This window comes from Streptomyces sp. NPDC033131 (genome assembly GCF_055578365.1).
Genome location: NZ_JBVIPA010000053.1, coordinates 16,868 through 36,979, shown reverse-complemented (window position 1 = coordinate 36,979; position 20,112 = coordinate 16,868). Strand labels below are relative to the sequence as shown.

The following is a 20,112-nucleotide window of genomic DNA, read 5'->3' as shown; positions in this document are numbered from 1 at the left end:
GAGGGTACGCATGACCAGCAACACCATCGAGGTCAGCGATGCGGTCCCGGGGGACCACGAGCTGCGGCAGCTCCTGGCCGGGCTGACGGCGGTACGGGACGGGGACTTCGGCACCCGCCTTCCGGACGACGGACATGGCCTCCTGGGTGACATCGCCACCGTGTTCAACGGCATGGTCGACCAGCTGTCCGTGTTCACCTCCGAGGTCACCCGCGTGGCCCGCGAGGTCGGCACCGAGGGAACGCTCGGAGGGCAGGCGGAGGTACCGGGCGTCTCGGGCACCTGGGCCGACCTGACGGACTCCGTCAACGCCATGGCGGGCAACCTGACGACCCAGGTGCGCGACATCGCGCAGGTGGCCACGGCGGTGGCGAAGGGGGACCTCTCCCAGAAGATCGACGTACCCGCGCGCGGCGAGATCCTCCAGCTGAAGGAGACCGTCAACACGATGGTCGACCAGCTCTCCGCCTTCGCCGACGAAGTGACGCGTGTGGCCCGCGAGGTCGGCAGCGAGGGGCGGCTCGGCGGACAGGCGCAGGTGCCGGGGGTCGCCGGCGTCTGGCGTGACCTCACCGACTCGGTGAACGGCATGGCGGGCAACCTGACCGGCCAGGTCCGCAACATCGCCCAGGTGACGACAGCCGTCGCCCAGGGCGACCTCTCGCAGAAGATCACCGTCGACGCCCGCGGCGAGATCCTGGAGCTGAAGAACACCATCAACACGATGGTCGACCAGCTCTCCGCCTTCGCCGACGAAGTGACGCGTGTGGCCCGCGAGGTCGGCACCGAGGGGCGGCTCGGCGGACAGGCCGACGTCAAGGGCGTCAAGGGCACCTGGCGCGACCTCACCGACTCGGTGAACTTCATGGCCGGCAACCTCACCTCCCAGGTCCGCAACGTCGCCCAGGTCGCGACCGCCGTGGCCAAGGGCGACCTCTCGCAGAAGATCACCGTCGACGCCCGCGGCGAGATCCTGGAGCTGAAGAACACCATCAACACGATGGTCGACCAGCTTTCCGCCTTCGCCGACGAGGTCACCCGCGTCGCCCGCGAGGTCGGCACCGCCGGGAACCTCGGCGGTCAGGCCCAGGTCCGGGGCGTGTCCGGCACCTGGAAGGACCTCACGGACAACGTCAACGTGATGGCGTCGAACCTGACCGGCCAGGTCCGCTCCATCGCCCAGGTGGCGACCGCCGTGGCCCGGGGCGATCTGTCGCAGAAGATCACCGTCGAGGCCAAGGGTGAGGTCGCGGCCCTCGCCGACGTCATCAACACCATGGTCGACACCCTGTCCGCGTTCGCCGACGAAGTGACGCGTGTGGCCCGCGAGGTCGGCACCGAAGGGCGGCTCGGCGGACAGGCCCACGTGCCGAACGTGGCCGGCACGTGGAAGGACCTGACCGACAACGTCAACTCGATGGCGAACAACCTCACCGGTCAGGTGCGCAACATCGCGCTGGTGACGACCGCGGTGGCCAAGGGCGACCTGTCGAAGAAGATCGACGTCGACGCCCGCGGCGAGATCCTGGAACTCAAGACGACGATCAACACGATGGTCGACCAGCTCTCCGCCTTCGCCGACGAGGTCACCCGCGTCGCCCGCGAGGTCGGCACCGAGGGACGGCTCGGTGGACAGGCCGAGGTGGAGGGTGTCTCGGGCACCTGGAAGCGCCTCACCGAGAACGTGAACGAACTCGCGGGCAACCTGACCCGGCAGGTGCGCGCGATCGCCGAGGTGGCGAGCGCGGTCGCGGAGGGCGACCTGACGCGCTCGATCACGGTGGAGGCCTCCGGCGAGGTCGCCGAGCTCAAGGACAACATCAACTCCATGGTCGGCTCCCTGCGCGAGACCACCCGGGCCAACCAGGAGCAGGACTGGCTCAAGACCAACCTCGCCCGGATCTCCGGCCTGATGCAGGGGCACCGGGACCTGCCCGTCGTGGCCGAGCTGATCATGGACGAGCTGGTCCCGCTGGTCTCGGCCCAGTACGGCGCGTTCTACCTCGCCGAGGACGGCGACGACGGCCCCGAACTGCGGCTGGTCGGCTCCTACGGCCGCCCCGACGACGACAGCCGGCCCGCCCGGATCGCCTTCGGGCGCACCCTGGTCGGCCAGGCGGCGCGCAGCCGGCGCACCATCACGGTGGAGGAACTGCCGTCGGACTACGTGACCATCTCCTCGGGGCTCGGCCAGGTGGTGCCGCGCGCGCTCGTGCTGCTGCCCATCGTGGTGGAGGGCCAGGTCCTCGGCGTGATCGAGCTGGCCTCGGTCACCGCCTTCACGCAGATCCACCAGGACTTCCTGGAACAGCTGATGGAGACCATCGGCGTCAACCTGAACACCATCGTGGCCAACGCCCGGACCGACGAACTGCTGGGCGAGTCACAGCGTCTGACGGCCGAACTCCAGGCCCGTTCGGCCGAGTTGCAGGCCCAGCAGGAGGAGCTGCAGCACTCCAACGAGGAACTGGAGGAGAAGGCCTCGCTGCTGGTCGCGCAGAACCGCGACATCGAGGCGAAGAACCTCCAGATCGAGCAGGCCCGGCAGGAACTGGAGGCCCGCGCCCAGCAGTTGTCGCTGGCCTCCAAGTACAAGTCGGAGTTCCTGGCGAACATGAGCCACGAGCTGCGCACCCCGCTCAACAGCCTGCTGATCCTCGCCCAGCTGCTCGCCCAGAACCCCTCGCGCAACCTCACCCCCAAGCAGGTCGAGTACGCGGGCATCATCCACTCCGCCGGGTCGGACCTGCTCCAGCTGATCAACGACATCCTCGACCTGTCGAAGGTCGAGGCCGGAAAGATGGACGTCGCGCCGGAGGTCGTGTCCCTGCGCCAGCTCATCGACTACGTGGAGGCCACCTTCCGGCCGATGACGACGCAGAAGAGCCTGGACTTCGCGGTGACCACGACCCCCGGCGCCCCGGCCGACCTGCTGACCGACGAGTCCCGCCTGCGCCAGGTGCTGCGCAACCTGCTGTCCAACGCGGTCAAGTTCACCGAGCAGGGCAGCGTGGAACTGCGTATCGAACCCGCTTCCGACGACGAGGTGCCCCAGGGCGTGCTGCGCAGCAGCACCATCGTGGCCTTCCGTGTGAAGGACACCGGGATCGGTATTCCCGAGCAGCAACTGGAGACGATCTTCGGGGCGTTCCAGCAGGCGGACGGCACGACGAGTCGCAAGTACGGCGGCACCGGGCTCGGTCTGTCCATCACCCGGGAGATCGCCCATCTGCTCGGCGGCGCGGTCACCGTGGACAGCACACCCGACCAGGGCAGCACGTTCACGCTGTTCCTGCCGGTGGCACGTCCGGACTTCGAGGAGCTGCTGAGCAGCGGCCTGCCCTCCGAGAGGGCGCCGGACATGGCGCTCGCCCTCGACGCCGTGGGAAGCCGTCCGACGGCGATCGGTCTGCCGGCCGGAGCCGGGCAGCGGCGGCGGCGTCTGCTGGTGGTGGAGGAGCGCGCTCGCGGGCTGCTGACCCTGGTCGCCGAGAGCGTGGTCGCCGACGTGGCCCACGGCCGGGGCGGAAGCGGCCAGGGGGCGGCTGTCGACGTCATCACCGCCGCCGGCGCCCAGGAGGCCGCGGGCGCCCTGGCCGACGAGCCGTGCCACTGCGTCGTACTCGAACTGGGCATGCCGGACGGTGAGGCCTCCCGGTTCCTGGAGGCGCTGCGGGGCGACTCCGCGCTGGCGAGCGTTCCGGTGCTGGTGCACAGCGGTCACCGCGCCGACCTCGCCCTGGAGGAGTCGCTGCGGTCGCGCGCGCAGGCCGGGTCGCTGGAGTTCCTGTCCAGCCTGGACGAACTGCGCGAACGCATCGCGCTGCACCTGTCGGCGGAGGAACCCGGAGACGTGCTCTCCCTGGTGCGCCCCGACGAGCCACAGCCGGTCACGCCACAGCCGGTCGACGAGTCGTTCGCCGGCCGTACGGTGCTCGTCGTCGACGACGACGCGCGCAACCTCTTCGCGCTCAGCGGGATCCTCGAACTCCACGGCTTCCGGGTGCTGCACGCGGACAACGGCCGCAAGGGCATCGAGACGCTGGTCGACAACCCGGACGTGGCCCTCGTGCTGATGGACGTGATGATGCCCGAGATGGACGGGTACACCGCCACGGCGGAGATCCGCAGGATGCCGCAGTACGCCGACCTGCCCATCATCGCGGTCACCGCGAAGGCGATGCCCGGCGACCGCGAGAAGTCCCTCGCCTCGGGCGCCAGCGACTACGTCACCAAGCCCGTCGACACCCAGGATCTGATGGCCTGCGTCCGAAGCTGGCTGCCCGCATGAGGCCGCCGAGTTCCGACGGTCCGCACGCGCACGGCGACGCGGGGGGACCCTTCGCGTCGGCCTCTCCCCCGGCCGGCCCGGGGCCGGAGCCCGACGGCGGGCCCGTACCCTCCGCCTCCCCCGTGGGCAGGCTGGCCGCGACCGTCGAGCGGTTGCGCCGCGAGGTGCGGGCGGCCCAGGCGGAGGCCGAGGGACGTGCGCTGATCGAACTCGCCAAGGGCATCCTGGTCGAACGTCTGCAGTGCGGTCCCGCGCAGGCCGCACGGCAGCTCGCGGAGCTGGCCGAGCAGGCGAAGATGACACCTCTGGAGTTCGCGGTCGAGGTCATCAACCAGGCCGCCCGGGACAAGATGTCCGAGGTCACGGAGGCCTTCCTCGCCGCCACGTCCGAGACCGCGGAGTCGGTGGTCGACGCCGCGGCCGTACGGCTGCGGGCCGCCGAGAGCGGTGCGCTGGCCGCGGACGACACCCAGGCGGTCGCGGACTCCCTGTTGCAGCAGGCCCTGCAGCCGCTCGGGGCGGTGGCCGTGGCCATCTGGGCGGCGGGCCCCGACGGCTCGCTGTCCCTGGCGGGCAGCGCCGGGTTCTCCCCGGTCGAGGCGGCGCGCTGGCGCTATGTGCCGCCGGACGTGGTGACGGTGGCGCGGCGCGGCCTGACCGAGCGCGACGGTCAGTGGATCACCTCCCTGGCCCGCACCGGACTGCCCAGCATCGGCCGGCATCAGCATCCGGACGGCGGCCGGGCCGCGCTGCCCGCGGGTACCGGTGGGCGGGTGCACGGCGTTCTGGAGATCGTCTGGGCCGAGCCGCTGGCCCCGCAGCCGCCGCGGATCATCCGTCAGCTGGAAGCCCTGGCGGAGCTGTGCGCCCACACCCTGGAGACCTACACGCTGGTGCACGACTCCGTGCCGGAACCCCGCGTGCTGCCGGACGCGGCGGAGCTCATGGACCTGGCCGACGGGCTGCACGACCCCGCTCTGGTCCTGGTGCCGCACCTCGACGACTCCGGTCACCTGGTGGACTTCCGTATCCAGCACGTGAACAGCCGGTTCCTCGATCCCGCGGGCCGGCCGCGCGCCGTCGTCAACGGGGCTCTGCTCCTGGAGGCCTATCCGATGGCCGCCGGGGAGAGCGAGCTGTTCCAGCGCGTCGAGCGGGTCTACGCGACCGGCGAGCCGTTCCGTGCGCGCCGGATGAACCTCACCGCCCTGGTGGACCAGGTCCCGCTGTCGGCGATCGCCGACATCAGCATCAGCCGGCACGGAACCGGCGTCCTGCTGCTGTGGCGGATCGAGGACGAGACCGCGCGGCTGGCGAGCCTGTTGCAGCACGCCCAGCGGCTCGGGCGGATCGGCGGGTTCGAGGAGAACCTGCTGACCGGCGAGATCACCTGGAACGGGCAGCTGTTCGACCTGTACGGCCGTTCCCCGTCGAGCACCCCGGTCCCGCTCGAGGAACTGACCGCCCACGCCCACCCCGACGACACCGACGCCATCCGCCGGTTCCTGCGCACGCTGCTGCACCAGCGGCGTCCCGCGTCGACGGCGTTCCGGCTGCAACGGCCCGACGGGGTGACCCGGCACATCCGGATCGTCGCCGAACCGGTGCTCGACACGGACGGCCGGCTGTTCGCCGTCCGCGGCGCCTACCAGGACATCTCGGCCCAGCACTGGACCGAGGTCGCCCTCGCGGCCACCCGCGACCAGCTCGCGCACACCGAGCAGCAGGCCACCGAACGCAACCGGCTCACCCTGCAGTTGCAGCACGCCATCATGCCGCCCACCCAGGCCCCGCTCCAGGTCCCCGACCTCCAGGTGGCCGTCCGCTACCGGCCCGCCGAGATGGAGCAACTCGTGGGCGGCGACTGGTACGACGCCGTCGTACTGCCGTCCGGGATGGTGCTGCTGTGCGTCGGCGACGTGGCGGGGCACGGGATGGAGGCGGCCACCAGCATGGTCGTGCTGCGCAACGCGCTGCGCGGACTGGCCGTCACCGGCGCCGGGCCGGGCCAACTGCTGTCCTGGCTCAACATCGTGGCGCACCACCTCAACGGCGCCGTCACCGCCACCGCGGTCTGCGCACTGTACGACCCCGACCGGCACACACTGCGCTGGGCGCGAGGGGGCCATCTCCCGCCCGTGCTGGTGCGCGGCGCCGAGGCCACGCCGCTGCCTCTGGTCAAGGGCATGCTGCTCGGTGCCGTACCGGAGGCGCAGTACGAGGAGGCCGAGGTCCAACTGGCCGCCGGGGACACCCTGTTGATGTACACCGACGGGCTGATCGAGCGCCGGGACCGCTCCGTGGAGGAGTCGCTGAAGCAGCTGCTGACCACGGCGCGCACGGCTCCACGGACACTCGACCTGCAGCTGGACCGTCTGCTGACGTACAGCCGATCGGACACGGACGACGACACCTGTCTCGTCGGCATCCGGGTCGGGTGACATACCTCGTTCGTTCGCGGGTAAACGCGGGGCGCGGTGACAGATGACGACCGGCGACGGGAAGGCGCACAGGATGGGATTCGGCAGGCGGGGGACGTGCTGCCCGGCGGGGGACGGAGCCGCTCAGCGCCCCCCGGCCCGATGAGATCTTGATCACGGAGCACTGTCGGAACAGGCGTGCATCGAAGTCGCCCACAGGGGTAACCAGCCCTGGCCGTAAGACTTGTGGAGGTATTCGTGTCCATTGCCCAGAACCCCTTGTCCGTCGAGGTCACCCTGCCCCGGGAGGACGTCGCTCTGATCTCGGTCGAGGGCTACTTGGACGTAGACACCGCAACGGAGTTCCAGCATCACCTGGCCAACCAGCTCCACCACGGCCGGCGGCACTTCCTGCTGGACCTCTCGTCCGTCCCGTTCATGGACTCGTCGGGCATGAACATCATCCTGAGGGTCTACCAGGAGGCCCGCGACATACCGGGCAGCGTGCACATCATCTCCCCCACACCTGCGGTGCGGCGGATCCTGGACCTGACGGGCGTGAGCATCACGGTCCCGGTGTCGGAGAGCCTGGACGAGGCGCTGGCCCGCGTCGACGCGCCTGAGACCGGGCAGGTCGAGCAGGTCGCTCAGGACGGCCGACAGACCTGATCCGGCGGGCCGTCCACGAGCCGTCGAAGGGCTTCCCGCACCACGTGATCGTTCGTCCGGGACGCGGTGCCCCACACCGTGGGGCCATGGTTACAGTGGTCGCCCGGCAGGGTCACATCGCCGTCTCGTTGCCTCCAACGGGTTCGGTGCGACGAAACCCCGAAGAGGACGCTGAGGAGTAGTACAGGTGCCGGAGCACGAAACGGTAGGCCAGCACGAATCGCCGGCACGGGAGGTCGGGGACTTCCTGCGCCGCCGCGCCGAACAGATCGCCGGGCGATGGGCCGACGAGCCCCTGTTCCGCACGGTGTTCACCGTCTCGCGGGACGAGGCGGTGGAAGCGGGCAAGATCGTCGTCGACGCGCTGGCCCAGGTCGCCGACACGGACCAGGTGCACGACCCCGACGCCGCCGGATTCACCGTGGTGCGCGAGCAGTTGGCGCGGATGGGCGCGGCCCGCTCCCGGGCCGGCTTCACCACCGCGCAGGTCTCGAACGACGTGGACGCGCTGCGCCCGCCCGTCGAGAACCTCCTGATCGCCGATCTCCCCGAAGAGCCGACCGAGCTGGTCCGGGACTGCACGACGGCCCTGACCGTGCTGATGGGCACCCTGCGGCTGGTCGTGCTGGAGACGGCGCTGAGCGAAGGGCAGGCCCTGATCGAGCGGCAGCGGCTGCAGCTGATGGAAGTGGCCACGCCGGTCATCAAACTCTGGGACGGCATCGTGGCGGTCCCGCTGATCGGGACGCTCGACAGCGCCCGCAGCCAGGTCGTGATGGAGACGCTGCTGGAGGCCGTCGTCGACCAGCACGCCCGGTTCGCGATCCTCGACATCACCGGCGTGCCGACGGTCGACTCCCTGGTCGCCCAGCACCTGATGAAGACGGTCGCGGCCGCCCGGCTGATGGGCGCGGAGTGCGTCGTCTCCGGCATCCGTCCGGCGATCGCGCAGACCATCGTCCACCTGGGCCTGGACCTGGGCACCGTGATCACCAGGGCGAGCCTGGCCGACGCCCTGGCGTACGCACTGCACGAGCTGGGAGCCAACATCATCAACGCGACGCCCGGCGGTGTGGCGGGTACCCGGTGAACCACCACTTCTCCTCCGGCCCCGTCACGGGGCACGTGCCGGTGCTCAAGCTCGGCGACGTCCTCCTGGTCACCCTCCAGGGAGACCTGCACGACAGCACTGCCGAGCAGCTCCAGCAGGACATCGGCGAGACCATCGTCGGCACCGGGGTGACCGGCCTGGTCATCGACATCTCCGGGGTCGAGATGGTCGACTCCTTCCTCGGTCGTGTACTGGCCGAGATCGCCGCGCAGGCCACGCTGCTGGCCGCCCGTACCGTCGTGGCCGGCATGCGGCCGGCCGTCGCGATCACGCTGGTGGAGCTCGGACTGACGCTTCCGGGGCTGCGCACCGCGCTCACCGCGGAGGCGGCCATGGACCTGCTCGCGGGCCTGCATCCGGCCACCCGCTCCGGCGGACCGCGCCAGGAGAGCCGGTGATGCAGACAGCCGCGGGCGTCGACGCCTGCCTGCCGATCCGTTCGGACATGGATCTGGTGTGGGTGCGCCAGCACGTACGGCAGGCCGCCGGTCTGCTGGGTTTCGGCCTGGTGGACCAGACCAAACTGGTCACCGCGGCCAGTGAGCTGGCCCGCAACACCCTCGTGCACGGCGGGGGCGGACAGATGGAGTCGGCACGCGTCGACAACGGGCGCGTGCACGGGCTGCGCCTGACGTTCTCCGACGAAGGGCCGGGCATCCCGGACCTGGAGCGGGCGCTGAGCGACGGCTACACCTCGGGGGACGGTCTGGGGATGGGCCTGGGCGGTGCGCGCCGCCTCGTGCACGAGTTCGCCGTCGACAGCACTCCGGGCGTCGGCACCAAGATCACGGTGATCTCCTGGGCGGCCCGGCCACCGCACCCGCGCGGGGAGTTCTGATGCCGCGCGTGTGGGAGGTCCCGGTCCACGACTCGACCCGGGTCCGCGACGCCAGGGTGGCCGCGGTGAACGCGGCCACCTCGGCACGGCTCGACGAGCCGCGTACGGCGGCCGCCGCTCTGGTGGCGACCGAGCTGGCCACCAACCTGCTCAAGCACGCCGGGGGCGGTCTGATCCTCATCGAGGTCGTCGCGCCGCCCACGCCCACGGGCGGCGGCGCCTGCCTGGTGCAGATCGCCGCGATCGACCACGGGCCGGGCATGACCGACATGGCCGCCGCCCTGCGCGACGGCTTCTCCACCACCCGTTCCCTCGGCGCCGGACTCGGCACGTGCCGCCGTATAGCCGACGACTTCGGCCTGCACAGCGCGCCGGGGCGGGGCACCGTGGCGCTGGCCCGGGTCGGTGCCCGCCCGAAGGCCGCGGCGCCGGTCGCCGCGGTGCGGGCCGGCGGGGTGAACATCCCGCTCGCCGGTGCGGACTACTCGGGCGACGCCTGGGCATGGGCCCGGTCCGGCGACCGGCTGACCCTGATGCTGGCCGACGGGCTGGGGCACGGTCCGGAGGCGGCCCGCGCCTCGACGGCGGCGGTGGAGGCCCTGAACGGCGCCGCCCATCTGCCGCCCGCCGAAGCGCTGGTGCACCTCGACACGGCGTTGCGCGGCACCAGGGGCGCGGCCGTCGCCGTCGCCCAGGTGGAGCCGCGTGCCGGGCTGCTGCGGTTCGCGGGCGTCGGCAACATAGGCGCCCGGCTGCGTCAGGGCGACGGCTGGCGTTCCCTGCTGTCCCGGCCCGGGATCGTGGGCGTCCACCGGCACGCGACACTGCGTGAGGACCGTATGCCCTGGGCGGCGGACCAGCTGCTGATCCTGCACAGCGACGGCCTGCCCAGCCGCTGGACGGCGCCGTCCGACGCGGACCTGCTGTCCGCCGACCCGGCCCTCGTGGCCGCCTTGACGGTGCGTGACGCGAGCAGTTCCGCGCGGCCGGTGCGGGACGACACGGCTGTGGTGGTGCTGTCTCCGACCGCGGAGGGTCCATGACGCGCAGTTTGCAGATCACCGACGTCGTCGACGCGGCCCGGGCCCGGATCGCGACCGCCCGGCTGGCGGCCGCGTACGGTGTGCCCGCCCTCGACCGCACGCGTCTGACCTCCGCGCTCAGCGCCCATGTGCGGCAGTGCCTCACCAAGGGCGGCACGTGGCGGCTCAGCCTGGAAGTCACGGCGGCGCCCGCCGAGGAGGGGCTGCTGCACGTGGTGGTGACCCCCTCGCAGGACACGGGTGCCGCCGCCGCGCAGCCGCCGTGGCGGACGACGGTCCGCTGTCCCGAGACGGCGGACCCGGCCGGTGGCGCCGCGGTGGCGGACGACCCGGCGGTCCTGGCGGAGGCCCTGCTGGGCGCCGACGAGGACACCGCTCTGGTGCTGGAGAGGCTCGGCGAGCAGGAGGAGCTGGTCGCCTTCCACCGGGAGGAACTGCACCAGACCAATCAGGGCGTGCTGGCCCTGCACGCCGAACTGGACGCCGCCGGGCGCGCCCAGCGCGACGCGTTCGCCGCCGAGCGCAAGGCGCGCACCGAGGCGGAGAGCGCCCGCCGAAGACTGACGTTCCTGGCGGACGCCAGTGCCGTACTGACGGCGTCGCTGAACCACCACGAGATCGTGCGCCGGCTGCCGGATCTGCTGGTGCCCGAGTACGCCCGCAGCGTCGACGTCTGGCTCTTCGACGGCGACGGCGACCGGCAGCCGCCCGCCCCGCACCCGGCCGCCGCCGTGCTCGCCGCCCGCACCGGGCGCCCGCAGTACGCCGCCGACCATCCGGGAGGCCTGCCCGGCGTCACCGACCAGCCGCCCTCGGCGCTGGATCCCGCCCGGCCGCTGCTGTGCATCCCGCTGCCCACGCGGCGCGCCCCGCTGGGCGTGCTGACGCTGTCGCCGCCCGGCAAGCGCTGGGACCCGGACGACGCGGTGATGCTGATCGAGCTCACCCGGCGGGCCAGCATCGCCATCGACAACGCCCGGCGCTTCGAGCACAACCGGGACATCGCCGAGACGCTCCAGCGCGCCCTGCTCACGGACCTGCCCACCACACCGGGCCTGAGCCTGGCCGCCCGCTATCTGCCGGCCACGTACGGGCTGAACATCGGCGGCGACTGGTACGACGCCTTCCGGCAGCCCGACGGCAGTCTGATCACCGTCATCGGCGACGTGACGGGGCACGGTCTGCACGCGGCCGTGATGATGAGCCAACTGCGGACGGCGCTGCGGGCCTACGCCGTCGACGGCGGCAGCCCGGGCCAGTTGCTGACGCGGCTGCACATGTTCCTGCACCATCTCCAGCCGGATCTGTACGCCACCGCGGTCATCGCGCGCTTCCGCCCCGGCGATCCGACGCTCACCTGGGCCGCCGCGGGCCATCCGCCGCCGGTGCTGCGCACTCCCGACGGACGGGTGCGGACGCTGGACGCCAAACCCGGGGCCATGCTGGGCATCCCGCTGCGGCAGGTGATCCACGACCACACCGCGCCGCTCGAGCCCGGCTCCACACTGGCGCTGTACACGGACGGTCTGGTGGAGCGGCGTGCCCTGGGCATAGACCCGGGCATCGAGCGCCTGGCCCAGGCGCTCGGGTCGTTCGATTCCGCGGAGCTGGAGGCCGACCTGGACGGTTCGGCGGACCGGATCCTCACCCCGCTGCTGAGCGACTCCGAGCGGGACGACGACGTGTGCCTGCTGCTGTGCCATCTGGCGGCCTGAGGACCTGGTCCACGGCGTCCGTCCCACGATCTTCACGATCGCCCCGGTGCGCTTCGGCGGCGGGGCGGGCATGGTGGTCCTCGACGCGTTCGTCTGTTCGCCGCGCGCGGCGGGCGGGACGGCACCGCGAGGGGATCGATGAGGTGCGAAGCAGCGATCCACGGGCAGGCGAATGGCGTTCGAGGCAGACCGCCTGGAGCCGCAGAAAGGGATGAACACCGTGACACGACCCAGGATCCTGGTGGTTGGTGCAGGTTTCGCCGGAGTGGAGTGCGTCCGCCGTCTGGAACGCAAGCTCTCCCCGGACGAAGCAGACGTCACGCTGGTGACGCCGTTCGCCTACCAGCTCTACCTTCCGCTGCTCCCCCAGGTCGCCTCCGGCGTGCTGACGCCGCAGTCGATCGCCGTCTCCCTGCGACGCAGCAAGAAGTACCGCACCCGGATCATCCCGGGCGGCGCGATCGGTGTGGACCTGAAGTCCAAGGTCTGCGTCATCCGCACCATCACCGACGAGATCGTCGACGAGCCGTACGACTACATCGTGCTGGCTCCCGGCAGCATCACCCGCACCTTCGACATCCCGGGCCTCACCGACCACGCCTTCGGCATGAAGACGCTGGCCGAGGCCGCCTACGTCCGTGACCACGTGATCTCCCAGCTGGACCTCGCCGACGCCAGTGAGGATCCGGCGGAGCGTGCCTCGCGGCTGCAGTTCGTGGTGGTCGGCGGCGGGTACGCCGGCACCGAGACCGCGGCCTGTCTGCAACGCCTCACGCACGCCGCCGTCAGGCGCTACCCGCGCCTGGACCCGGGGCTCATCAAGTGGCACCTGATCGACATCGCGCCGAAGCTGATGCCGGAGCTGGGCGACAAGCTGGGCCGCAGCGCCCAGGAGATCCTGCGCAGGCGGGGCATCGAGATCTCGCTCGGGGTCTCCATCGCCAAGGCGGGCCCCGAGGAGGTCACGTTCACCGACGGCCGGGTGGTGCCCACCCGCACGCTGATCTGGACCGCCGGCGTGGTCGCCAGCCCGCTCATCGCCACGCTCGGCGCGGAGACGGTCCGGGGCCGGCTCGCGGTCACCGCCGACATGAACCTGCCGGGCCACGACGGTGTGTTCGCGCTCGGCGACGCCGCCGCGGTGCCCGACGAGGCCAAGGGCGAGGACGGCGCGGTGTGCCCGCCCACGGCCCAGCACGCCCTGCGGCAGGGCAAGCACGTGGCCGACAACGTCATCGCCACGCTGCGCGGCGGCACGACGAAGCCGTACGTCCACAAGGACCTCGGCCTGGTCGTCGACCTCGGCGGCAAGGACGCCGTGTCCAAGCCGCTCGGCATCGAGCTGCGTGGTCTGCCCGCCCAGGCCGTGGCCCGCGGCTACCACTGGTCGGCGCTGCGCACCAACGTCGCCAAGACGCGCGTGATGACGAACTGGGTGCTGAACGCCGTCGCCGGGGACGACTTCGTCCGTACCGGCTTCCAGGCCCGCAAGGCCGCCAAGCTGAAGGACTTCGAGTACACGAACGCGTATCTGACGCCGGAGCAGGTGCGTGCGCACGTGGAGGGGACCGAGCGGCAGGACCAGTGACACCGGTGCGCGTGTGACGTGCTTCACTCCTGACCGCCGATCAGTTTCCGACCGGTCGGCGGTCGTAGGAGGGACAGCACGACGTCACAGTGAAAGGACGACACCGCCATGGCCGAGACCGTGAAGGGCCCCGCGAGCTACTTCCCCTCCATCGAGAAGAAGTACGGCCGGCCGGTCGCCGAGTGGCTGGAGATCGTCCGCTCCTCGCCGCTGACCCGGCACATGGAGCTGGTCACGTGGCTCAAGGCCGAGCACGGCCTGGGGCACGGCCACGCCAACGCGCTGGTGGCGCACACGCTCGCCGAGACCCGGGACCGGTGAGCGCCACCCCTCCGTGTCATGCTGAGGGCGGAGATCATGACGTGACACGGGAGTGAGTACGGCGGCGTGAAGGCAGCGGGACGTTCGGTGTGGGCACGGCTGCGGGACGGCGTCGCCGCTTCCGATCCGGGCCTGCTGAGACTGACCGCCGGTCTGCGGACCGTGGGCGCGATCGCCCTCACGCTGGCCGTGCTCGCCCTCCTGGACGTCGACGTCACGCATCTGGTGGCGGGGGCCATGGCGGCGATGGTCGCCACCTTCGCCATCCGCGAGAAACAGCGCGGGCCGCAGGCCGTGACGCTCGCGCTGGGGCTGCCGGTGGCACTGGCGTCGGTGACGCTCGGCGCGCTTCTCAGCTCGCATGTGGTGGCCGGCGACCTCTTCTTCGTCGCCCTCATCTTCAGCGCCGTCTACGGCCGCCGGTTCGGCGACCGCGGCACCGCGCTCGGGCTGATCGGGTTCCAGGTCTACTTCCTGTCCCTGTTCGTCGGCGCCACCGTCGCCGCACTGCCCGAGCTGTACGGCGCCATCCTCGTCGCCTTCCTCAGCAGCGGCCTGGTGCGCTTCGTGCTCGTGCCCGAGACGCCGGCACACCTGCTGGGGCGGCTGCGCGAGGCCTTCCGCGCCCGGCTGGCCCAGCTGGTGTCCGCGCAGCTCGAACTGCTCGACGCCGGGCCGGACGAGGTGGAGAAGGCGCTCGAGGACGTGCGCAGCGGCACCGCCCGCCTGCACGAGACGGCGATGATGATCCAGGGCCGGCTGGAGGAGGGCACCTCGGACGAGGCCGCGGCCCGGCTGGTACAGCGCCGTATCGCGGACGCCGAGATCGCCGCCGAGCGGCTGGGCCTGTTGCTGCTGACCGCGCGCAGCGCGGAGCGGGCGACCACCCTGACCCTGCATCTGCCGGGCGCCCCCGTCCCGGCGGGCGGCCATCTGCCGGTACGGGACGAGGCGACCGCCACCCTGGGCCGCGATCTCCGGGCGCTGCGGATGCTCGTGCTGCGGCCCGTCGCCGAAGGGTCCGGCACAGCCCTGTCCCATGTGCGCAACCGGCTCCTCGGGTACCGCGACGAGGAGAACCTGCCGCCCGCCTCGGCCGCCGTCCAGGACGTCTTCCGGGGCATCGGCGAGGCCGCCCGGGCGGTGCTGGGCCTGCGGATCGCCCTGGAGGGACCCCAGGACGACTCGGACGACAGTCCGTCCACGGCCCGTTCGCGCGAGGAGCTGGACGCCGAGGACGCCGCCATCGACGCCGGCGAGGACGACAGCGACGAGGAGGAGCCCACCGGGCTGCGGCGGCCGACCACCCGCGCCGCCGTGCAGGTCTCCGTGGGGTCTTCGCTGGCCATCGTCGGCGGGGAGTTCCTGTCCAGCCAGCGCTGGTACTGGGCGGTACTGGCCTGCTGGATCGTGTTCCTCAACACCGCGTCCACGGGCGAGATCATGGTCAAGGGCTACCGGCGGCTGCTGGGCACCGTGCTCGGCGTCGTGGCCGGCATCGTGCTGGCGGGGCTGGTCGGGCAGCACACGTGGACGGCGTTCGCGCTGGTGCTGCTGTGCGTGTTCGCGATGTTCTACACCGCGCCCTTCTCGTACACGCTGATGTCCTTCTTCGTCACCGCGGCGCTGGGCGTGCTCTACACCCTCCTGCACACCTACAGCCCCTCGGTGCTGCTGCTGCGGGTCGCGGAGACGGCGCTCGGCGCGGCCTGCGGGATCGTCGCGGCGGCGTTCGTGCTGCCGGTGCGCACGGACCGTCGTACCAACGACCTGCTGGTCACCGTCCTGGACCGGCTGGCCGACGTCACCGAGGCGGCCGTGGACCAGCTCAGCGGCGGCCCGCCGGCCGACCTGCTGGACAAGGCACGCGACCTCGACCAGGCGCTGGCCGACCTGCGCGCCGCCACCCAGCCGCTCACCCACCCGGTCACGCCGCTGCGGGCCCGCCGGGACACGGCTCGGTATGTCGTCGCGCTGCTCGAGACCTGCGCCTACCACGCGCGGTCGCTGGCGGCGACGGCCGAACTCCTGCCGACCCATCCCTCGATCGCGGCGGACCCGAGGCTGCGCCGGGCCGGGCGGCGCATCGCGCACAACATCGGGGCGATCGCCGCGCACGTCGCCGACCCGCAGGCCGCCGTCGAGATCGAGATCACCGGCTCCAGCATCGCCTCGCTCCTGGAGCCGGACGTGCCGGGCACGCCCCGGTACGGCAGGGTCACCGATCGCGTGCTGCGTCATCTGCAACGCCTGGACGAGTCGGTGACGGGCCTGGCCCGCCCGCTGAAGGCGCCTGTCGCGGCGCCCCGGCGGTGACGGCGGGGCGCCGGGTCAGATGTCCGTCGGCAGGTCGCTCACCGCGGCGATGCCGCGCAGTTCGTCGTTCATCTGCTGTCGTTCGCGGATGTAGTCGGCGATCTCGCCGAGGCGCACCGGGTCGGACGCGGTGACCGCGTCGGTGACCACGCGGACCGGGCCGGTGTCCTCGATGTTCAGCTCGATCACCTCGTTGTCCAGTCGGCCCGTGACCGCGGTGGCGATGACCAGCGCGGCCTCGTCGCGGACCTCCTGGGGGAGCCCTTCCGCGTGCGCCTCGTCAAGGGCGAAGTCGAGCGCGGGCAGGCGTTGTTCCTCTATCGCCCGCAGAACTGGTTCGACCACGCTGAGCAGGAGGCGGTAGTCCTCCGTGTCCATGCGGACACGCAGCAGGTCGAGGTAGACGTCCACGGGCCGGCCGTCGGGCGGAAGCTCGGGTTCGTTCATCCGGTCCGTGTTCCCCGTGTGCCGGATCTCAGACCCCGTGCCGTGTTTCAGAACCCGGTGGCGCTCCTCAGACCCGGCGCCAGCGGGCCATCGCGAAGGAGAACAGTCCGAAGAGTACGAGCCCGGACGCCACGCAGACCAGCAGCCACGGCCCGAGCGGGGTGTCGGCGAACGAGCGCAGAGTGTCGTCGAGGCCCTTCGCCTTGTCGGGCTCGTAGTCGACCGCGGCACGCACGGCGAATGCACCCGCCGCGGCGAACACCGCGCCACGCGCCGCGCCGCCGCCCATGCCCGTGATGTCGACCAGCCGTCGGGTCCGCCCGGTCATCGCGCCGAACTTGAGCTTGTCGTGGTACTTGCGCATCAACGCCCGCGCGGCGATCCAGACACCGGCGACGGCGATCCCGGCGCCGGCCGCGCCCACCAGCCACTGCCCGCCGGGGACCTCCAGCAGCCGGGCGGTGACGTCCTTGGACTGCTTGTCGCTGGATCCTTCGCCGCCCGATCCGGCGGCGAAGGACAGCACGGAATAGGCGACGAACGTGTAGAAGGCGCACCGCGCGGCGGACAGCAGTCGTTTCTTCGCCTTGCGGCCGTCCGGCCCGACCGCGCCGAACAGGACCTCGGACAGCCGCCACAGCGCCATGCCGACCAGGCCGATACCCAGCGCCCACAGCAGCACCGCGCCGAACGGCTTGTCGGCGAGCTCCGCCAGCGCACCGCCGCGGTCGGCCTGCCGCTCGCCCTCGCCGAAGGCGATCTGCAGGGCCAGAAGACCGACCAGCAGGTAGATCACCCCGCGCGCGGTCAGTCCCGCACGCGCGGCTCCTTCCCGCGCCGAGCCGTTCGCGACCCGGCGGGCGTCCGTCCGGGCGGTTCGCGCTGTGGCACTCGTGCTCATGTCAGTCCTCCTGAAATCCGCATGCCCTGGTCGCGGGTGGACACACCCGGCGCTGACGTGGTGTTCCACGGCGCACGGTCGTGGATCACGACCGCCGTATCCGCTCGGCCGCGTCTGCCGCGACCGAGCGGCTGCGGGTCGCGCATGGCGTCCCGCAGCCGCTTTGATCAGTTCTTCGCGCTCCGCACGCGCACCACCGTCCGGCGGTGCGACGTCATGCGGGCCTTGTCATTCGGTCAGTGGTGCGGGCCCGGACTCCGGTACCGCACCCAGCACGCGGTGTGCCGCGTCCAGCGCCAGCCTCACGTCCCGCGTGCCGGTCGACACGCACAGCGTGTAGGCGAGGTCGAGGGAGCGCGGGCTCGGTGGCGCCGGGCCGCGTGCGGCCTCCTGGGCCCGCAGCGACTCGTACTCCTCGACGAGCCGGCGCAGAAAGGCCGGATGAGGCCTGAGCATCCCTCTCACCCCTCGTTCCCTCAGACCGCCCGGCCACCGGGGCCGCGCAGGTTCGTCCGCCGGCCCAGCGCCTCGGCGCGCACGCGGGCGCAGCTTCGGCTGATCAGCCGGGAGACGTGCATCTGGGAGATGCCGAGCTGGTCGGCGATGCGGCTTTGGGTCATGTCCTCGAAGAAGCGCATGTAGAGGATGGCCCGTTCCCGTTCGGGCAGTCGGCGCAGGCCCTCCTTGGCGGACTCGCGGTCGACGACCACGTCGTACGAGGCGTCGGACGAGCCCAGGGTGTCGGCGAGGCTGTAGCCGTCGTCGCCTGCGGAGAGTTCGGCGTCCAGCGACAGGGTGCTGAAGCTCTCGAGCGCTTCCATCCCCGCGGTGACCTCGTCCTCGGTCAGTCCGGTGTGGGCGGCGATGTCGGCGGCCGACGGCTCGGCCGAACCGGGGCTCTGGGTCAGCTCGCGGCGGGCCACTCGCACCTTGTTGCGCAGTTCCTGGACCCGGCGGGGCACCCTCAGCGCCCACATCCGGTCCCGGAAGTGCCGCTTGACCTCTCCGGTGATGGTCGGCACGGCGTAGCTCTCGAAGGCACCCCGTTCCGGCTCGAACCGGTCGATCGCCTTCACCAGGCCGAGGGCTGCCACCTGGCGCAGGTCCTCGATCGACTCCCCGCGGTCGCGGAACCGTCCGGCGATCCGGTGGGCCATGGGCAGCCAGGCGTTGACGAGTTCGTCGCGGATGGCGTCGCGCTCGGGGCCGTCGTCCAGGGCGGCCAGCCGGGTGAAGAGGGTGGTCGTGTCGGGGGCGTCGTCGTGCCGGCGCCGAGGCGGAGCGGTCTGCCGAGTGGGGGTGCCGGGACGGTTTGTCGACATGTCGATGAGCATGCGGAATCGCTCCTGAACGGTCGTCTCAGGTCATTACCGCGGGAGGGAAAGCGCTGCCCGGATGACCTGGAAGGGCCCCGGAGCAGCCATACCGCTCCCGCTGGCGCGCCTCCGGTCCGAAGCACGAAATTGCGTCTGCCCTGCCCCCCTTGGTGCAAACTCCGGTTCCGAAAAAGTCTTCAGGACAGGGGCACCACGGCGGTGATGCACTTCCCGCCCGAAGGCAGGTCGGTCACCCGGACGTCGCGGGACAGCCGGCAGACGATCGGCCAGCCGTGGCCGCCGACGCGTCGGCGCCCGCACGGGTCCACCGGCGCCCTGACCACCGGCAGTTCGTCACTGCGGTCGCTCACCGACACGCGCACGCCGGGCCCCACCACGTCGACGTGAAAGTCCGTGATACCGCCACCGTGCAGTATCGCGTTGGTGGTGAGTTCCGAGGCGACGAGCAGGGCGTCGGCCAGTGTGTCCGCGTCGCACGTCGTGTGGTTGGCGCGGCAGCGTTCGGTCACGGCCCGCTCGACCGCGCTGCGTGCCTCGGCCGGTTTGCACGGCCGCTGGTGCCCGCGCCGGTCCGCCACGGACGACGACTGGAGGGCGAATTCGGTCCTGTGCTCCTCGCACATCCCTGTAGCTCCCTGGATCGCTGAAGAAACGAAGCCGCGCCCGGTGCCGCCCGCGGTTCGGCGGACGGGCGCGGACACGTTGCGGGCACGTCGCTCGACGGGCGGCCGACCGATCCGGCCGCAGCGGAATCCGCATCACGCTGCGTGACATTCCGCAGGTCTCTCTCTTCCGGCTCACCTCTCCCCGGCATGCCAAACCTCTCGTGCCGACGGGAACTCGGGCCCATTGCCGCGCCCGGAGCGGGTACGCGGAAGGCATGACCGATGTGGTGGACTCAGACGAACTGCTGCGACGCATCCAACGCGCCCGGGCCTGTGCGGCGGAGGAGGAACGGAACTGGCGCACCCGCAGCGACGACCTGCGCCGGGCGGACCAGGACGACAAGGGCGCCCATGACGCGGCCGTGCGGACCCTGGCGTACGAGGCCGTGGTCAGGGTGCTCGACGAGATCCTGACGCCGGGCCGGCACGCGGCGCAGGGGTGACCGGCTC

Annotated in this window: 17 protein-coding genes; 12 read left to right on the top strand and 5 right to left on the bottom strand. The window is 71.7% G+C overall.

The genetic code is table 11. The features are described from left to right. The first annotated feature begins 10 nt into the window (after positions 1-10). The 11 genes from ACZ5XS_RS40175 to ACZ5XS_RS40125 all read left to right on the top strand — a co-directional run bounded on the left by ACZ5XS_RS40175 (position 11) and on the right by ACZ5XS_RS40125 (position 16,312). Positions 11-4,291, top strand: coding sequence for a HAMP domain-containing protein (locus tag ACZ5XS_RS40175; protein WP_468659986.1), 4,281 nt, complete (start codon positions 11-13; stop codon positions 4,289-4,291). After that, entirely contained in the window at positions 4,288-6,732 is a 2,445-nt protein-coding gene (locus ACZ5XS_RS40170; protein WP_468659984.1) for a SpoIIE family protein phosphatase, read from the top strand. The genes ACZ5XS_RS40175 and ACZ5XS_RS40170 overlap by 4 nt, the downstream gene beginning before the upstream one ends. A gap of 237 nt (positions 6,733-6,969) precedes the next feature. After that, a complete protein-coding gene (locus tag ACZ5XS_RS40165; RefSeq protein WP_217242764.1) occupies positions 6,970-7,380 on the top strand; it encodes an STAS domain-containing protein in 411 nt (136 codons plus the stop codon). A 187-nt stretch (positions 7,381-7,567) separates the two neighbouring features. After that, positions 7,568-8,470 carry an STAS domain-containing protein gene (locus ACZ5XS_RS40160; protein WP_468659982.1) on the top strand — a complete coding sequence of 301 codons (903 nt, stop codon included), beginning with the start codon at positions 7,568-7,570 and terminating at the stop codon, positions 8,468-8,470. Next, positions 8,467-8,889, top strand: coding sequence for an STAS domain-containing protein (locus tag ACZ5XS_RS40155; RefSeq protein ID WP_468659980.1), 423 nt, complete (start codon positions 8,467-8,469; stop codon positions 8,887-8,889). Before ACZ5XS_RS40160 ends, ACZ5XS_RS40155 begins: the two co-directional genes overlap by 4 nt. Next, positions 8,889-9,329: an anti-sigma regulatory factor gene (locus tag ACZ5XS_RS40150; protein WP_217242761.1), complete on the top strand. Its 441-nt coding sequence runs from the start codon at positions 8,889-8,891 to the stop codon at positions 9,327-9,329. Before ACZ5XS_RS40155 ends, ACZ5XS_RS40150 begins: the two co-directional genes overlap by 1 nt. Further along, on the top strand, positions 9,329-10,372 hold the full coding sequence (locus tag ACZ5XS_RS40145; protein ID WP_468659978.1) for an anti-sigma regulatory factor: 1,044 nt from the start codon (positions 9,329-9,331) through the stop codon (positions 10,370-10,372). The genes ACZ5XS_RS40150 and ACZ5XS_RS40145 overlap by 1 nt, the downstream gene beginning before the upstream one ends. Beyond that, the gene (locus tag ACZ5XS_RS40140; protein ID WP_468659976.1) at positions 10,369-12,087 is read left to right on the top strand and encodes a PP2C family protein-serine/threonine phosphatase; all 1,719 of its coding nucleotides are present in this window, start codon (positions 10,369-10,371) and stop codon (positions 12,085-12,087) included. The genes ACZ5XS_RS40145 and ACZ5XS_RS40140 overlap by 4 nt, the downstream gene beginning before the upstream one ends. A 211-nt stretch (positions 12,088-12,298) precedes the next feature. Further along, complete coding sequence (locus tag ACZ5XS_RS40135) at positions 12,299-13,675, top strand: NAD(P)/FAD-dependent oxidoreductase (RefSeq protein WP_468659974.1); 1,377 nt, start codon at positions 12,299-12,301, stop codon at positions 13,673-13,675. Between the two features lie 108 nt (positions 13,676-13,783). Then, entirely contained in the window at positions 13,784-13,996 is a 213-nt protein-coding gene (locus ACZ5XS_RS40130) for a DUF4287 domain-containing protein (RefSeq protein ID WP_468659972.1), read from the top strand. Between the two features lie 66 nt (positions 13,997-14,062). Further along, positions 14,063-16,312, top strand: a complete 2,250-nt coding sequence (locus ACZ5XS_RS40125; RefSeq protein ID WP_468659970.1) for an FUSC family protein — start codon at positions 14,063-14,065, stop codon at positions 16,310-16,312. A 15-nt stretch (positions 16,313-16,327) separates the two neighbouring features. On the opposite strand, the gene ACZ5XS_RS40120 is transcribed toward ACZ5XS_RS40125, so the two are convergent. The 5 genes from ACZ5XS_RS40120 to ACZ5XS_RS40100 form a co-directional block, all read right to left on the bottom strand. Continuing rightward, complete coding sequence (locus ACZ5XS_RS40120; protein WP_217242756.1) at positions 16,328-16,759, bottom strand: hypothetical protein; 432 nt, start codon at positions 16,757-16,759, stop codon at positions 16,328-16,330. Positions 16,760-16,826: 67 nt separating this feature from the next. Beyond that, complete coding sequence (locus ACZ5XS_RS40115; protein WP_468659968.1) at positions 16,827-17,660, bottom strand: DUF1206 domain-containing protein; 834 nt, start codon at positions 17,658-17,660, stop codon at positions 16,827-16,829. 228 nt (positions 17,661-17,888) lie between these two features. Beyond that, positions 17,889-18,116, bottom strand: a complete 228-nt coding sequence (locus tag ACZ5XS_RS40110) for a DUF5133 domain-containing protein (protein WP_468659966.1) — start codon at positions 18,114-18,116, stop codon at positions 17,889-17,891. 20 nt (positions 18,117-18,136) lie between these two features. Further along, entirely contained in the window at positions 18,137-18,994 is an 858-nt protein-coding gene (locus ACZ5XS_RS40105) for a SigB/SigF/SigG family RNA polymerase sigma factor (protein WP_468659964.1), read from the bottom strand. A gap of 179 nt (positions 18,995-19,173) precedes the next feature. Further along, a complete protein-coding gene (locus tag ACZ5XS_RS40100; protein ID WP_468659962.1) occupies positions 19,174-19,620 on the bottom strand; it encodes an ATP-binding protein in 447 nt (148 codons plus the stop codon). A 257-nt stretch (positions 19,621-19,877) separates the two neighbouring features. On the opposite strand from ACZ5XS_RS40100, the gene ACZ5XS_RS40095 reads away from it, so the two are divergent. Then, the gene (locus tag ACZ5XS_RS40095) at positions 19,878-20,105 is read left to right on the top strand and encodes a hypothetical protein (protein ID WP_468659960.1); all 228 of its coding nucleotides are present in this window, start codon (positions 19,878-19,880) and stop codon (positions 20,103-20,105) included. Positions 20,106-20,112 lie beyond the last annotated feature (7 nt).